Annotated in this window: 15 protein-coding genes; 6 read left to right on the plus strand and 9 right to left on the minus strand. The window is 58.8% G+C overall.

The annotated features are described in order from the left end of the window. Window positions 1-28: 28 nt before the first annotated feature. From mnmG to HUO12_RS10945, 4 genes are all read left to right on the plus strand, one after another. The gene (gene mnmG, locus HUO12_RS10930; RefSeq protein WP_176273634.1) at window positions 29-1894 is read left to right on the plus strand and encodes a tRNA uridine-5-carboxymethylaminomethyl(34) synthesis enzyme MnmG; all 1866 of its coding nucleotides are present in this window, start codon (window positions 29-31) and stop codon (window positions 1892-1894) included. Window positions 1895-1971: 77 nt separating this feature from the next. Next, window positions 1972-2529: a 16S rRNA (guanine(527)-N(7))-methyltransferase RsmG gene (gene rsmG, locus HUO12_RS10935; protein ID WP_176274423.1), complete on the plus strand. Its 558-nt coding sequence runs from the start codon at window positions 1972-1974 to the stop codon at window positions 2527-2529. A gap of 38 nt (window positions 2530-2567) precedes the next feature. Then, window positions 2568-3344: a ParA family protein gene (locus HUO12_RS10940; RefSeq protein WP_176273635.1), complete on the plus strand. Its 777-nt coding sequence runs from the start codon at window positions 2568-2570 to the stop codon at window positions 3342-3344. After that, window positions 3341-4327: a ParB/RepB/Spo0J family partition protein gene (locus HUO12_RS10945; protein WP_176273636.1), complete on the plus strand. Its 987-nt coding sequence runs from the start codon at window positions 3341-3343 to the stop codon at window positions 4325-4327. Before HUO12_RS10940 ends, HUO12_RS10945 begins: the two co-directional genes overlap by 4 nt. Window positions 4328-4365: 38 nt before the next feature. On the opposite strand, the gene HUO12_RS10950 is transcribed toward HUO12_RS10945, so the two are convergent. After that, a complete protein-coding gene (locus tag HUO12_RS10950) occupies window positions 4366-4866 on the minus strand; it encodes a GAF domain-containing protein (RefSeq protein WP_176273637.1) in 501 nt (166 codons plus the stop codon). 105 nt (window positions 4867-4971) lie between these two features. On the opposite strand from HUO12_RS10950, the gene HUO12_RS10955 reads away from it, so the two are divergent. Beyond that, on the plus strand, window positions 4972-6432 hold the full coding sequence (locus tag HUO12_RS10955) for a PQQ-dependent sugar dehydrogenase (protein ID WP_176273638.1): 1461 nt from the start codon (window positions 4972-4974) through the stop codon (window positions 6430-6432). Window positions 6433-6494: 62 nt separating this feature from the next. On the opposite strand, the gene HUO12_RS10960 is transcribed toward HUO12_RS10955, so the two are convergent. Both HUO12_RS10960 and HUO12_RS10965 read right to left on the minus strand, forming a co-directional pair. Beyond that, entirely contained in the window at window positions 6495-7346 is an 852-nt protein-coding gene (locus HUO12_RS10960) for a DUF815 domain-containing protein (protein WP_232367378.1), read from the minus strand. Between the two features lie 3 nt (window positions 7347-7349). Then, window positions 7350-9089, minus strand: coding sequence for an acyl-CoA dehydrogenase (locus HUO12_RS10965; RefSeq protein WP_176273639.1), 1740 nt, complete (start codon window positions 9087-9089; stop codon window positions 7350-7352). Between the two features lie 76 nt (window positions 9090-9165). Between HUO12_RS10965 and HUO12_RS10970 the strand changes: the two genes are divergently transcribed. Beyond that, entirely contained in the window at window positions 9166-10128 is a 963-nt protein-coding gene (locus HUO12_RS10970) for an L-threonylcarbamoyladenylate synthase (protein WP_176273640.1), read from the plus strand. Here HUO12_RS10970 and HUO12_RS10975 read toward each other — a convergent pair. From HUO12_RS10975 to HUO12_RS11000, 6 genes are all read right to left on the minus strand, one after another. Then, window positions 10125-10451, minus strand: coding sequence for a hypothetical protein (locus tag HUO12_RS10975; protein ID WP_176274425.1), 327 nt, complete (start codon window positions 10449-10451; stop codon window positions 10125-10127). The genes HUO12_RS10970 and HUO12_RS10975 overlap by 4 nt on opposite strands. Before the next feature lie 83 nt (window positions 10452-10534). Next, window positions 10535-11398 (minus strand): head GIN domain-containing protein, encoded by an 864-nt coding sequence (locus HUO12_RS10980; protein WP_176273641.1) that lies wholly within the window; start codon window positions 11396-11398, stop codon window positions 10535-10537. 163 nt (window positions 11399-11561) lie between these two features. Further along, window positions 11562-12101 carry a CarD family transcriptional regulator gene (locus tag HUO12_RS10985; protein WP_176273642.1) on the minus strand — a complete coding sequence of 180 codons (540 nt, stop codon included), beginning with the start codon at window positions 12099-12101 and terminating at the stop codon, window positions 11562-11564. 299 nt (window positions 12102-12400) lie between these two features. Then, entirely contained in the window at window positions 12401-12739 is a 339-nt protein-coding gene (fdxA, locus tag HUO12_RS10990; RefSeq protein ID WP_176273643.1) for a ferredoxin FdxA, read from the minus strand. A 42-nt stretch (window positions 12740-12781) separates the two neighbouring features. Then, entirely contained in the window at window positions 12782-13051 is a 270-nt protein-coding gene (locus tag HUO12_RS10995) for a S4 domain-containing protein (RefSeq protein WP_332310404.1), read from the minus strand. Continuing rightward, entirely contained in the window at window positions 13048-15672 is a 2625-nt protein-coding gene (locus HUO12_RS11000; RefSeq protein ID WP_176273644.1) for a helicase-related protein, read from the minus strand. The genes HUO12_RS10995 and HUO12_RS11000 overlap by 4 nt, the downstream gene beginning before the upstream one ends. Between the last annotated feature and the right edge of the window lie 54 nt (window positions 15673-15726).

Raw genomic sequence — 15726 nt, forward strand, 5'->3', positions numbered from 1 at the left:
GCGTTGCAAGACTATTTGAGCCACGATCATGCAGAGCTTTGATGTCCTGGTTGTCGGCGGCGGTCACGCCGGTGTCGAAGCGGCTTGCGCCGCGGCGCGGATGGGCGCGCACACGGGGCTGGTTAGCTTTGATCTCGAAGCCATAGGGGCGATGAGCTGCAATCCGGCTATTGGTGGACTGGGTAAGGGCCATCTGGTTCGTGAAGTCGATGCGCTGGATGGTGTGATTGGTCGCGCGGCTGATGCTGGCGCGGTCCACTATCGGATGCTTAACCGCTCAAAGGGCAGTGCAGTTTGGGGTCCTCGCGTTCAGGCGGACCGGGTACTGTTCAAAGCGGCTGTTCAGAAGATCGTCCGGGCTCAAGCCAATCTGACATTGATCCAAGGCGAGGCAGCGGCGCTACGTCTCGAAGGTGACCGAGTGTCAGGATTAGAGCTTGCAGATGGAACGATGTTGGAGGCCCCGGCTGTCATCCTCTGTACCGGCACATTTCTCGGCGGAACGCTGTTCCGCGGCGAAGAGCGGTTCGAAGGTGGTCGCATCGGTGAGAACGCCGCCCATCGCTTGGGTGAACAGCTTCGTGGTGCGGATCTGCCCATGGCAAGGCTTAAAACCGGAACCCCGCCACGTCTGGATGGCCGAACCATCGACTGGGCCTCGCTCGACGAACAGCCTTCCGATGGCGAGAGTTGGACGATGTCTCCGCTGACGGAGAGCCGCGCGAACCCGCAAGTGTTCTGTGCCATTACCAGGACAACTGAAGCCGCGCATGATGCCATTCGCGCGAACCTCCACCGTTCTCCGCTCTTCACCGGAGCGATCGATGCGGCTGGACCGCGCTATTGCCCTTCGATCGAAGACAAAATCCATCGTTTCGGGGATCGCGATGGTCATCAGGTCTTCCTCGAGCCTGAGGGGCTCAACACGCATCTGGTTTACCCGAACGGGATCAGCACATCGCTTCCGGTGGATGTACAGCTGGATATGCTTCGCGCTATGCCCGGGCTGGGGCAGGTCGCCATGGAAGTACCCGGCTATGCGGTCGAGTATGATCACGTCGATCCGCGTGCATTGACCAGCGACTTGCAATTGAAAGCGATCCCCGGCCTGTATTGCGCAGGGCAGATTAACGGCACTACCGGATATGAGGAGGCGGCGGCGCAAGGGTTGGTTGCCGGCCTCAATGCGGCAGCCAAGCTCCTCGATAAAGCACCACCGGCTTTGGATCGCGCAAACTCCTACATGGCGGTCATGATCGACGATCTCACTTTGCAGGGAGTTTCCGAGCCCTACCGTATGCTGACTTCGCGGGCGGAATACCGGCTTCGGCTGAGAGCGAATAATGCCAGCACGCGCCTGACACCGCTTGGGATTGATGCGGGTTGTGTCGCTCAAGAACGGGCCGAGTGGTTTGCGCGCCGCGAGGTCTCACGTGAAACACTTCAGACGCAGTTCGACGTTAGCTTGAACGCGAAATCACTTTCCGATGCAGGTCTGCCGGTTCGTCGCGACACCGGCGATAAACCGGTTTCCGAATGGCTGCGGCATGATGGCGTGAGTTTGGCGGATCTGGCGGCACTGCTTGATGGTGCGTTCGACCCTGAGGACGCTCTAGCTGAGGAGATGGCTGAGGATGCCGCTTATGCGCCTTATCTTGCTCGTCAGGAAGCGGAGTTGCGCGATCTGCGTGCGAGCGAGGGATTGGCGCTAGGGGGTGATTTTCCCTTCGGTGAGGTCCCCGGCCTTTCCAACGAGATGGTTGAGAGACTGTCCGCCGCTCAACCAGAAACACTTGCTGCTGCAGGTCGTATCTCAGGCATTACGCCCGCCGCGCTTTCCGCGCTGCTCGTCCATGCAAAGCGTCGCAATGGCGCTGTCGAGCAGGCGGCCTAGGCTTGAGGCGCGAATCGCCTTTGACGACGGAGGAAGAAGCTCGCCAGTATTGCGCTCAATGGGGCGATGAGGGCGCGATGGAGCGGTTGGAGACGTTTGCCGCGCTACTTCTTGAGGAAAACCGCAAACAAAACCTGATCTCGCGAAAGAGTGAGGATTCGCTCTGGCTGCGCCATATGGCCGACAGCGCGCAATTGCTCGGATTTGTTTCACGTGAAACATCGGGACCGTGGCTGGATCTCGGTACCGGTGCGGGATTTCCCGGTCTTGTGATTGCGGCCCTACGCCCGGAAATGCGCGTTGTTCTGGTGGAATCGCGAGCAAGACGCGTCGAATTCCTTGAGCGTGTCTGTGAGGCCCTTTCTCTCAAGAAGGTCCGCGTTGAGGGTAAGCGATTAGAACTGGTTGAACCCTTCGAAGCCGCAGTAATTTCCGCCCGCGCATTCGCGCCCCTAACGAAACTCCTCAGTTTATCCGCCCCATTTTCCACAAGAGCGACCACTTATCTCTTGCCCAAAGGGCGTTCTGCCGCGCAAGAATGCGATAAGCTTCCGAAAAAGCGTCGCGCGCTGTTTCACGTGGAACAATCGATCACTGACGCAGAAGCGGGCATCATCGTCGGGCAGGGTGGCTAATCCACCATTTTCACCCGACCAGCAGTCGAGGATCGGGCATGATTACAATCGCGATAGCCAATCAAAAGGGCGGGGTGGGTAAGACCACCACAGCCATGAATATCGCGACTGCTATGGCGGCCACGGGCTGGAGAACCCTGCTGATCGATCTGGATCCCCAAGGCAATGCCTCGACAGGGATGGGTGTCCCTGCCGCCGCGCGCACCTTGTCCAGCTATGATCTTCTTGTTGATGATGTACCTCTTGCAGAGACAGTGGTGCCTTCGACGATCCCGGGCCTGGATATTGTTCCTGCTACCGTCGATCTGAGCGGCGCAGAGGTTGAGCTCGTTTCAGTCGATGAGCGAACCGAAAGGCTGCGGAAGGCTCTCGCACAGCATCGCGGCCATGATGTGTGCTTTATCGACTGTCCGCCTTCCTTGGGGCTTTTGACGCTCAATGCGCTGTGTGCAGCCGACACGCTGCTTGTTCCGCTACAATGCGAATTCTTCGCGCTGGAGGGCCTTAGTCAGCTTCTACAGACCGTTGAGCGGGTACAACAGATGTTCAACCCGTCGCTCGGTATTGTCGGGGTGAGCCTCACCATGTTTGATCGCCGTAATCGTCTAACAGATCAGGTTGCGGAGGATGTGCGCGAATGCTTGGGCGATCTTGTGTTCGAGACGGTTATCCCGCGCAATGTCCGGCTTTCGGAAGCACCCAGCCATGGTTTGCCAGCGCTCATCTACGACCATGGATGCGCGGGGAGCCGAGCCTATATGGCCTTGGCGCGCGAATTGATCGGGCGTCTGCCGGAAGAAAGGAAAGCGGCATGAGTGACAAGTCCGATTCCTCGAGCAAAACTCCGCCACTAACTGTGCCGCCGCGTAGTCCGGCGGATCGCAAACGCAAGCTGGGCAAGGGTCTGGGGGCGCTTTTGGGTGAAACGCGCAAGGAAGAGCCGCTAACGCTCACAAATGAGGTTTCTCACGGGAAAATCGGCGATAATTCAGGTAATTACATCGCAAACGGCTTGGCTCAACTGGCGATATCCTCGATCGAGCCACTGCCCGGTCAGCCGCGCCAGCACTTCAATGAAGAGGCATTGGAAGAGCTCGCAAGTTCGATTGCGACGCGCGGAGTAATCCAGCCCATCATTGTGCGTCCGCGCGGGAATGGGAAATATCAACTCATTGCCGGCGAGCGCCGCTGGCGCGCTGCGCAGAAAGCGCGTCTGCATGAAATTCCTGCACTTGTGCGTGATCTCGATGACACGGACACAATGGCCCTGGCCCTCATCGAAAATCTTCAACGTGAAGATCTCGGCCCCGTCGAAGAGGCGCGCGCCTATCAGAAGCTTGCAGACAAGCAGGACATGACGCAGGCCGATATCGCGAAAATGGTGGAGAAATCACGCAGTCACGTCGCGAACCTGATGCGCCTTTTGAGCTTGCCGGAAGGCGTGCTTGAGATGGTAGAGGGTGGAAAGCTCTCCATGGGTCATGCGCGGGCGATGATCGGCTATGACGGTGCGGTTGACCTCGCCAAGCGGGTCGTGGCTAACGGATTGTCCGTGCGCGAAGTCGAACGGCTGGTCAAAGGTCCGATCGAGACCAAATCTGCCAAACGCCCGAGCAAGGTTACGAGCGAGAAAGACGCCGATATTGCAGCCGTGCAGACCCATCTGGAAGATTTTCTCGGCATGACTGTCAGGATCAATACCGATGGCAGTCCTACGAGTGGTGCCGTGACGATCAAGTACCGCACACTCGACCAGTTAGACCTTATTTGTCAGAGGCTTACCGGCGGAGATATCTGATTCTGACCAAGCAAGTTGCGCGGCGCTACTTTTGCGAATTATCCGCCAATTCTTGCTGAAACGGCATCGATTAGAACCTCAAAACCCACTGCATCTTCTGGCTTGAAACGCGCTGGCTCCGGTGAATCCAGATCGAGCACGGCGAAAACTTCACCATTCCTCATGATTGGCACCACCAATTCGCTTCGGCTGGCTGCGTCGCACGCAATATGTCCGGGAAAGGCGTGAACGTCTTCAATGCGTTGTGTCGCGCCGCTTTCCGCCGCAGTACCACAAACACCTGAGCCCCACGCGATGCGAATACAGGCTGGACGGCCAATAAACGGTCCAAGTACGAGCTCATGCGCGCCATCCTTCTCTGTGACTCGGTAAAACCCCGCCCAATTGAGGTATGGAACGGTCTCCCAGATCAGCGCTGCAATATTCGCCATATTGGCAATCGCATCGTCTTCACCCTCAGTCAGCGCGAGCGCCATTTCAGTCAGATCACGATAGCGCTCTTCGGCAGGCAAAGCGGGGTCGAGTTGGAAATCGTACATGTCGCTCACTTAGGGGCACCGGCTTCATCCGCCAAGACATCACGTCATTGATTTCGAACGCGAAGGGCATTGCCGCATAGGCAGGCGTCGCTTATCACCAAAGATATGACACGCACTAGCAAAATTCTGCTCACCCTTCTGGCGCTTATCCTGCTTATTGGAGGTGTGCTGTTCTTCCTCACACGAGGCGATACGGCAGATCTCGCTTTGGAAGAGGTCACCGGCACCGATCCGACCCTGCAGGAGCCGAACGCGGAAGCCATCCCGACGGTTCAGATCGCTGAGCCCGTGGGCTGGGCCGAAGGCGATGCGCCCGTCCCGGCGGAAGGCCTTGCCGTGCAGCGATTTGCTGAAGGGCTCGACCATCCGCGTGTGATCCATGCCCTGCCCAATGGCGATATATTGGTCGCTTTGACCCGCTCGCCCAAATCCGAAGACGACGGCGGTCTTGTCGCCTGGGTTGCGGATTGGCTGATGACAAAGGCGGGTGCAAAGGGCGACTCAGCTAACCAGATCATGCTTTTGCGCGACAGCGATGGCGACGGCGTTGCGGAAACACAATCGGTGCTGGTCGAGGGGCTGGACTCTCCCTCCGGGATCGCCTGGCGAGATGATACGCTTTATCTTGCCAACCATAACGCATTGATTTCATTCCCTTATGAGCTTGGGAATGACGTCATAACGTCAAAATCGACCAAACTTATGGACCTGGCACCAGGTGGTGGACACTGGATGCGCAATATCGAGCTGCACCCGGAAGATGATCGCCTGTTTGTCGCGGTTGGCTCGGTTTCAAATATTGGCGAGCAAGGTATGGAAGTCGAAGAAGGTCGCGCCATGATCTGGGAGTATACTCTCTCTACAGGGCGTCAGCGGCAGTTCGCTGTGGGATTGCGCAATCCCAATGGCATGGACTTTAATCCGTGGTCGGGCGAGCTTTGGACGACTGTCAACGAGCGCGACATGTTGGGCTCAGACCTCGTGCCCGATTACCTCACCAATGTGCCAGTGGGCGCGCAATATGGTTGGCCCTGGGTCTATTGGCGCAGCAACGTTGACGAGCGAGTGGAAGCGCCGATGCCTGCCTATCTCATGGAATATGCGCGCAGGCCCGAATATGCGATGGGCCCACATGTTGCCGCGCTTGGCCTCGTTTTCAATGCAGAAGGACATCGGATGGGAGATGCGTTCTCAAGCGGCGCATTCGTGGCCAATCACGGCTCGTGGAACCGCAAACCGCCGTCAGGCTACAATGTGGTCTATGTTGAGTTTGATGATCGCGGCAATCCGGAAGGCAAGCCGGTAGAGATCCTCAGCGGTTTCCTGAATGACGATGGGACCACGAAAGGTCGGCCAACGTGGGTCGAATGGGCCGGCGATGGTTCGCTTCTCGTGAGCGACGATACGGCTGGCATCATCTGGCGTGTGGTCGATCCGGATGCCGAACCTGCCGGAGCGATCAAGCCGATCAAACGCGAATCTTTGCGTGCTCAGCGAGAACTACGCGGTGATCCGCGCGCCGTGTTTAATGAAGAGGACTTCGCACGCGAAACGCCTGCGCAGTAAGGGCGGTGCAACTGGCCTGAAAAGTTGCGCAAGACGACTTTGAAGTCTCTGCGGGCTAAACCTCAGACGGATTTGCCCGCCTTACCGGCGAGTTCGACGACATAGTGCCAGGCTGAGCGGCCAGACCGCTGCCCTCGGCGCATGGCAAACTCCAGTGCATCAGCCTCTTCAAATGCAAGCCCGAGCGGTTCTGCGTAAGCGCGGACAATCTCGACAAATGTTTCCTTGCCGCAAGGGTGGAAGCCTAGTGTCATTCCGAAGCGATCCGCCAGAGCAAGTTTGTCGTCGACCGCATCGCGGCGGTTGAGCGCTCCGTCATCATCGCCGCCTTGCTGCTCGCTCGCTTGCCGCGCAAGGATTGCTCTTCGATTTGAGGTGACGACAAGCCGCGCATTGCCTGGCCGCGCTTCCACTCCGCCTTCAAGCCAGCTGCGCAGCTGACGCGGGCCGATTGTATCGTCTTCAGCGAAACCCAGATCGTCGACAAAGATGACGAATTGACGTCGCACTTTGCCAAGCTTGCGGAAGAGTTCCGGTAAAGAATCCAGCGCGTTAGCGGTCACCTGCACCAGTGCGAGTGCCATCGGTGCTTCATTCTGAATTTGCAGAACGCTCGCACGCAGGAGCGCTGATTTTCCCATGCCGCGCGCTCCCCAGAGCAGTACATCATGGGCGGCGTGCCCCCAGGCAAGTCTGCGCAAATTCTCGAGCAGAGCGTCTTTTTGTCGATCTATACCGCGCAACTGCTCAAGCGCCGGCGCTTCAATCTCTTCGAGCGCGCGCGCTTCAGTTCCTGACCAGACATAAGCGGGCGCATTGCGCCAATCCAACGCAGCAGGTGGCGGCGGTGAGATCCGTTCCAGCGCCTCAGCGATCCGGGCCAAATGATCGGCCATGTCCCTCCCGTCGCTCATGCCTTACGCGAAGGCGCTGGCCGGAAGCTCGTAAAGCAGTTCCGCACCACCCGTCGCGCCAGCTTTCAGACCGCTGGCCTCCGGAACAATCCGGTCGAGGAAGAACCGCGTTGTAACAGGTTTTGTCTGCGCCAAGGCAGGTGCATCGCCGCTTGCAACAGCCTGTGCCTGCTTGGTCAATTGCCACGCTGCGACTGCCACAGCCATCATTGTGCAGAAGGGCACGCTACCCGCGAGTTTGTCATCCAAGCTTGCTTCGTCGCGCATCCATTCCGCAATCGCTGCGCAGTCCTGCGCCAAGGCCACAAGAGCTGGTTCGTCTGAACATTCGCGAGCAATTTCGCTGAGCAGCGACAGCACGGCGTCGCCATTCGCAAGCCCCAGCTTGCGCGTCACAAGGTCGGCTGCCTGAATGCCATTCGTGCCTTCGTAAATCGGAGCGATACGCGAATCCCGCCAATGCTGTGCTGCGCCGGTTTCCTCAACAAAGCCCATACCGCCATGGATTTGAATGCCGAGCGAAGCGACTTCGATGCCGATATCGGTGCCCCATGCTTTGATCAGCGGCACGAGGACTTCGCCGCGTGCCTTTGCATTCTCATCACCAAGCGTGCCGCGATCGACCTGGCCTGCGCAGTAATAGAGCAGAGCCCGCGATCCTTCGGTCAGCGCCTTCATGCGCAGCAACATACGGCGCACATCGGCATGTTCGATAATCGCGACCGGGTTTTTGTCCGGCGAACCGGCGCGCGCCGACTGGACGCGGTCGCGGGCATAGTAGACTGCCTGCTGCGTTGCGCGCTCAGCGATCTGCACGCCTTGGTTGCCCACATTGATCCGCGCATTGTTCATCATCGTGAACATCGCGGCGAGGCCGCGGTTCTCTGCGCCCACAAGCTCACCCACGCACTCGCCATTGTCGCCATAGGACATCACGCAAGTTGGCGAAGCATTGATGCCGAGCTTGTGCTCGAGGCTGACGCAGCGCACGTCATTCTTAGGGCCTAGCGAGCCGTCAGCGTTTACGTGATATTTCGGCACAATGAAGAGCGAGATGCCGCGCGATCCTTCGGGCGCGTCAGGCAGGCGCGCGAGCACCAGATGCACTATGTTCTCAGCCAGATCGTGCTCACCCCAGGTGATATAGATCTTCTGGCCCTGGATCAGGTACTTGCCGGCATGTTCGCCATCTTCGATCGGCGTTGCGGTCGCCCGAAGCGCGCCTACATCGCTGCCCGCCTGCGGCTCTGTCAGGTTCATCGTGCCAGACCATTTCCCGCTGACGAGATCGGGCAGATACATCGACTTTTGCGCATCCGAGCCGTGATGCTCGAGTGCTTCGATGGCGCCGACGCTCAGCATCGGGAGCAAAGTGAACGCCATATTGGCCGAACCCAGATTCTCCAGCACGTTGCAGGCCAGCGTGAAGGGCATGCCCTGACCGCCAAATTCCTCAGGCGAAGCAATCGCGTTCCAGCCTTGCTCGATATAGGCTTCGTAGGCTTCTGCAAAACCTTCAGGCAAGCGAACCACGCCGTTTTCCAGTTTCGCGCCTTCCAAGTCGCCAATCCGGTTGAGCGGTGCAAACTCGCCTGCCGCAAACTGGCCAACACCATCGACGATCGCTTCGACGAGATCAGCTTCAGCTGCAGCGAATTTCTCCGACGCGGCGAGCTCTTCGATCCCGGCATTCACGCGGATCGCGAGCAATTGGTCCTGCGTAGGCGGCGTGTAATCGAGCACGTGTCTTTATCCTTTTGGCAATGGCGCTTGGGCAATAGCGCTTGGCATTTCTGAACATCCCCTATAGCGCGCCGCTATGTCCGGCAAGAACGCTACGGAAGTGCTGCTCGCTGACGCGCAGGGAATCGCGCGCGCGGCTGCAATTCTCGAACGAGGCGGGCTTGTCGCGGTTCCTACTGAAACGGTTTATGGCTTAGCGGCAAGGGCAGACAGCGCGGAGGCTGTTGCGAGGATCTACGCTGCCAAGGGACGGCCGGACTTCAACCCTCTGATTGTTCATGTGCGCGATGCGGCGCAAGCGGCCGAGTATGCCGAGCTGTCAGAGGTCGCTAAATCAATCGCCGGGCAAGAATGGCCGGGGCCTCTGACGCTTGTTCTCCCATTGCGTGAGGACGCGGGGCTTGCACCCGCGGTATCGGCTGGCTTGCCAACTCTGGCTGTGCGCGCGCCTGCCCATCCGGTGATGCGCGCACTTCTGGAGCAGGTCGACTTTCCCTTGGCTGCGCCATCAGCCAATCGCAGCGGGTTCATCAGCCCGACGAATGCAGAGCATGTGCTCGCTTCGCTCGATGGACGGATTGATTGTGCGCTCGATGGCGGCCCATGCGAAAAGGGTTTGGAATCAACGATTCTAGCTGTGCGTCATGACGGCAGTTTGGAAGAACTTCGCCCCGGTCCGATTGATGTGGTGGCGCTAAAATCTCGCATTAATGCAGAGCTAGTAGGCTCTGCGGACGCGTGCATGCATGATGGGTCGATTGAATCTCCAGGCCAACTCGCCAGCCATTATGCGCCCGGCAAACCTGTACGATTGAATGCACTCGCACCGGAAGCGGGAGAATTCATGATCGGTTTTGGCGAAGTCGAAGGCGAATGCTCGCTGTCATCTTCTGGGGACTTGGGTGAAGCGGCCGCGCGCTTGTACGACTGCCTGCATCAAGCGGCCCGCAGCGCAGCGCCCCGGATCGCGGTCGCACCTATTCCTGACGAAGGTGTGGGACGCGCGATCAATGATCGGTTGCGTCGGGCTGCGGCTTAGTCGGGTTCGGTAGGGATAGTCGGCAAAAGCAATTGCATCTCTGCATAGGTATCGCTCGCCGCATCGCAGGCATTGCGGTCTCCGTCTCGGCAATCTTCAAGCTCCTTGTCATAGCGCCGCTCAAGCTTGCCGAGCCGCTCTTCACGCTTGCGGATTTCGCGCCCGCGCTTCTCATCTGCCTCTGACTGGCTGGTCGTGGCGAGATCTGCGCCCTTGCTTACGACCTTTACAGGCGCGGTCACAACATTGGCCGCCGTCCGGGCAATGCATCCGTTGAGAACGAGGGCGATCGGCACCAAGACCAAAAGAGAAAGGCTGCGCATGAGAGCAGTCTCACGCACAGCCTGTGATTTGTCGAGTCCGGATGCGACCGGATGCGCTCGAAGCGGGTCTGTCGATTGCGAGCCTAAGCTTTGCGCGGCTTGCGCGAGGTGGACTTCTTCGCCACGCGCTTGGTCTTGCTGGGCTTTGCCTGCTTGCTTTCGGCAGCTTTGGATTTCGCGGCGACTTCCTTCTCCGTCGTCGTTGTTTCGGTGGTCGATGTGCAGGTCAAGGATCCAGAGCCGAAGGAATTGAGCGTGCAGGTCGCATCGCCTTTCACATCGACATTCCCGGATCCGCCGATATTCGCAACAACCTTGCCGTCAGATTGCAGGCTGACATTGCCCGATCCGCCGATATTGATCTCGGCATCGTCGACCTTGAGCTCAGCAAAGTCGCCATTGCCGTTGCCGCCAATCGACATTTCGAGCGATTCGGCAGTTCCGGCCGCAGCAACGCTGCCCGAACCACCAATTACAACTTCCAACGACTCGGCGTCGATTTGTTTGACTGCCACACTGCCAGAGCCACCAATCGCGATGGAAGCCTCACGTGCCATGGTGGATGCTTCAACATCCCCGCTACCGCCAATAGCAATTTCTCGCGGCGCTGGCATAGTGATGTTGACTGTGACGGCTGAACCCTTGCTCCAGTTTCCGCTTTCGCGAAATACTCCGAGTGTCTTGCCGTCTCTGTGAAAGCGAACCTGGTCTGCGTCTTCCGCATCGCCATCAATGGTGATGGTGAGCGTGTCGCCTTCCGTGAGAATGATTGTGTCCGGCCCTGACACGGCCAACTCTTCTGGCGCGGGACCGCTCATGTCGAGCTCAGCGAGCGGGACGCCCTCGCTATCGTTGATCTTCATGTCGAAGTCGCCGCAGCCGGCAAGCGCTGCGCTCAGCGCAATTGCGGCCACCGGCGCGAAGGTCTTTATCATCTTGTGCAGCATGGGTCGGGTCTCCCTCTCAAAGCATATATCGCATACTTGGCGTATTGCCGATGTAATACACTAAGTATGTGAATTCAAGTCTGGCGGCGGAGGGCAGGGAGCCATAAGAAAGGGCCGCGATCCTCAGCGGATGCGGCCCTATATCTTGAATTAAATCAGAGGCTTACGATTCATCCTCATCCGGATTATCGTAATATTGCGGCGCGTGCTTGCGCAGCACATCGAGAATTTTCTCAAGCGCCGTTGCCTCGTCGGTTTCTTCCATCGCAGCCAGTTCGCGGGCCAAGCGGCTGGAAGCGGCTTCAAAGATTTGACGCTCGGAATAGCTTTGCTCCGGCTGGTCTTCCGGACGGAACAGGTCGCGGGTCACTTCAGCGATGAGGACGATCTCACCTGAGTTGATCTTCGCTTCATATTCCTGGGCACGGCGGCTCCACATGGTGCGCTTGACCTTAGGCTTGCCTTTGAGCGTGTCCATCGCTTCCTTTAGCGTCTTGTCGCTGGAAAGCTTGCGCATGCCGATCGCTTCCACCTTGTTGGTGGGCACACGAAGTGTCATGCGTTCTTTCTCGAAGCGCAGCACATAGAGCTCAAGCTCCATGCCGGCGATTTCTTCATTCTGAAGCTCGATAACACGGCCTACGCCATGCTTTGGGTAGACGACATAGTCGCCAACGGTGAATGCAGGAGCCTTGCTGGCCATGCTCATTCCTTCCTAGTGACCCGGCCAGAAGCAAAACAGTCAAACCCGCTTTTCGGGCCTGCAAGAACAGGCTCGTTCACGCGTCTAGATCTGGTTGCTGCTGGTCTTTAGCCTTTCATGTCTCGCGTTTGCCGGGACCAAACCGGCGCGCTTGATCGATTATATAACACAATCGCAACAAAATTGCGAGTCATGAGTGGCATAATGAAATGCACCGCTCGAAAGCAGTGTTGGCTCAGCGAGGTAGTGAGGAAGAGGTCGCAACCCTAAAGGTGCAAAATGCACCTCACCGAGCACAATCAGTCGCCTTCGCCCGGCTCTTCAGTGAAGTACTTCTCGAACTTGCCTTCTTCGCCCTTATGCTCGTCGGCATCTGCAGGTGGTTCTTTTTGGCTGGTGATGTTCGGCCACTCGGCAGAATACTTTGTGTTGATCTCCAGCCATTTCTCTAGACCGTCTTCGGTGTCGGGCAGGATTGCCTCGGCCGGGCATTCGGGCTCGCAAACCCCGCAGTCGATGCACTCACTGGGATTGATCACCAGCATGTTCTCGCCTTCATAGAAGCAATCGACCGGACACACTTCAACGCAGTCTGTGTATTTGCATTTGATACAGGCGTCGGTGACGACATAAGTCATGGAGCGAATTCCCTTATTGGCTTTCCCTGCTGCTATCCGTGTTTATCCCGCGCGGTCAAGCTCGCGATAATGAGAACGTGCTCTTGCAGGTGCACCGCGGCGCTGCGGCAAGGCCTCGATTTCAATGATCCGGACTTCGTCGGCCTGTATCAGCGTGAGAACATCGCCCAGCGTAACGGAAGTATGAGCGCGTGTGACGCGTCCACCATTGAGGCGCATTGCTCCCGCTTCGATCATTGCTTGCGCACGTGAGCGGGTGCGAGCGAACCGGCAATAGACGAGGAACTTGTCGAGCCGCAGGCTGTCGCTCATGGCTTGAGCAAGTCCGCCAATCCGTCAAACGCACCGCCGGCGCGTGCCGGACCGCTGTCATGCTGTGGGCGAGGGCTTTTGTTCGAGTGTTGGCGCACGCCCTTGCCGCGTTTCCCACGATGCTGTTTCGCATCTTTCTCGCCGCTCCTGCCGCCTGAGCGTCGCTCCTCACGACGAGGGCCTGGCCTTCGCGGCCGCCAGGTCCATTGATCGGGAGCGGGTGGACCGAATGCACCCTCGGCCAAGACAGGTGCCCGATGCAACCGGAAGCCCGCGCCTCCGAGCAAGCGATGCAGGTTCGCTGCTTCCAATCCGATCGATACGCCAAGCGCTTCATCGATCACAAAGCGCACATTGCGGGCATTTCCCGCCTTGGCGCGTGCCTGGAAAGCTGCGCGCAAAATCTTCTCGGCCAAGTCGACACGGATGGCTTGCGAGCCTGCATGACGGTAGCCGGCGGGTAGTTGACCCTTGGCTATTTGATCGCCGCTCAGCACAGGCAACATGGCCTCCTGACATGGCCGCGTGTCGAGCCCCAGCGCATGGAGCAATTGACGCGGAGCGGGCTTCAACAGAGCAGGCGCAAACACGTCGAGCGCGCCGAAAGTTACGCCGAGCTTTCGCAGAAATGGCCGCAGCTCTTTAGGCAGGTGTTGCAACCCGGCCTTCTCTCGCGCCACCAAGCCGTTGCGCGCAATCAGCGTGTAAAGAAGCGCTCGTGCCTCCGAGCCTGCCTCCGGGTCGCGCGCTGCTTCTGCAAGCTTGCGCAAAGGCGCCAGCGTTTCCAATTGCGGCGCGAGCCATTGCTGTAGACCAGCTTCCAACCTGGCGCGAGCCGCATCCGGCAGCATTGTCACATCGCGGCTGAAGTCCAGGCGCGGCGTGCCGAGATCATCCGGCATCGTGATGGTCGCAAGTGAACGGCCTTGCCACTGGATCGCGCCCTTCGCGATCACCAGCTCGCTGAGACCCTCCGCAAGAAGCCAGTCCGCTCGCTGCGTGAGCAGTCCCGGCAGAGCTTTCTCACCTGCTGCAAGCAACATCTTGCGATCACTGGCGTTGACATCGGGATCGACTGAGAAACGAAACCCGTCGAGCTGACCGATGGTCTCGCCTTCGACAGTGATCTGGCCGCTCGCGCTCAGCTCAACCGGCAATTGCGCTCCGTCCTGGCCCAGCGATTTCATCAGTATGGTCGTCCTTCGATTGACAAAGCGCTCCGTCAACCTTGCATGTAGCGCATCAGACAGCCTTGCTTCCACCCCCCTTGCGCGCGCAGCCATTTCATCGCGGGCGAGCACCCAATCAGGTCGCTGGCAGATATAGGCCCAACTGCGAATGGCAGCGATGCGGCCTTGCAATGTGTCGATATCGCCCTGTGTCCGGTCGAGCTCAGCTATCCTGGCAGCGACATAATCCGCGCCGAGATAACCCTGGCTCAAATCCTGCCACAGCCGCGCAACGAAGCGTGCGTGGTTGTCCGCGCCAATACTGCGGAAGTCGGGCAGCTGGCACACCTCCCAGAAGCGTCGGACGTTGCCGGAGCCTTTGACGCTATCGCCAAGCGAAGTGCTGGCGAGATTTTTCAGAACGGCCAGATCAATCGCTTGCGGTGCGGCGCGCAGCATTGCTTCAGGCGGCGGAGATTCAAGATGCACGATGAGAGCCCCGAGGCTGTCAAAGCGCGGCTCGGCTTCACGCCAGAAGACGTGGCTCAGCGGCTGGAAGCGGTGTTCTTCAATCGCATAGACCTCTTCTTCGGTCAGCTCGTTGAGCACTCCGCGATCGCCGCGCATGCCGGTGAGTGTGCCAAATGTTCCATCGCGTTGATGCCGTCCCGCGCGCCCGGCGATCTGTGCCATTTCAGCGGGTGTGAGGCGGCGCTTGCGCTTCCCATCGAATTTGGTGAGCGCGGCAAAGGCGACGTGACGCAAATCGAGGTTAAGGCCCATGCCAATCGCATCGGTGGCAACGATGTAATCAACTTCACCGTTTTGGAACAATTCGACCTGCTTGTTACGCGTTTCCGGTGAAAGCGCCCCCATCACAACCGCTGCGCCGCCGCGAAACCGGCGCAGCATCTCCGCCATGGCGTAGACTTGCTCGGCCGAGAAGGCGACGACCGCGCTGCGAGGGGGAAGGCGCGACAGTTTCGTTCCGCCAGTACAGCGCAGCGTCGAGAAACGTGGCCGCCCGATCATCTCTGCTTTGGGAAACAGGGATTTCACAATGGGCTCAAGCGTCGCGGAGCCAAGCAGCATGGTCTCCTGTCGGCCCCGCGCATGTAGCATTCGGTCTGTAAAAATATGCCCGCGCTCCGGATCGGCCGCGAGCTGCGCTTCATCCAGCGCGACAAATGCATAGTCCTTGTGCCTCGGCATCGCTTCGGCGGTGCACAGGAAATAGCGCGCATCGGGCGGCTCGATGCGCTCTTCACCGGTAATCAAGGCGACCTGATTGTCACCTTTGATCGCCCGCACCCGGTCGTAAACTTCGCGCGCCAGCAGCCGCAGCGGAAAGCCGATCGCTCCGCTGGAATGGCCGCACATCCGCTCGATAGCCAAATGCGTCTTGCCGGTATTGGTGGGTCCGAGGACCGCTTTGATCGCGCCGTCGCTCATGTATCTCGTTACTTGCCAGCGGGTATAACGCCCGGCAACTGTGAGCGATCCTTG

The organism is Altererythrobacter lutimaris (genome assembly GCF_013371495.1).
Lineage (GTDB): Bacteria > Pseudomonadota > Alphaproteobacteria > Sphingomonadales > Sphingomonadaceae > Erythrobacter > Erythrobacter lutimaris_A.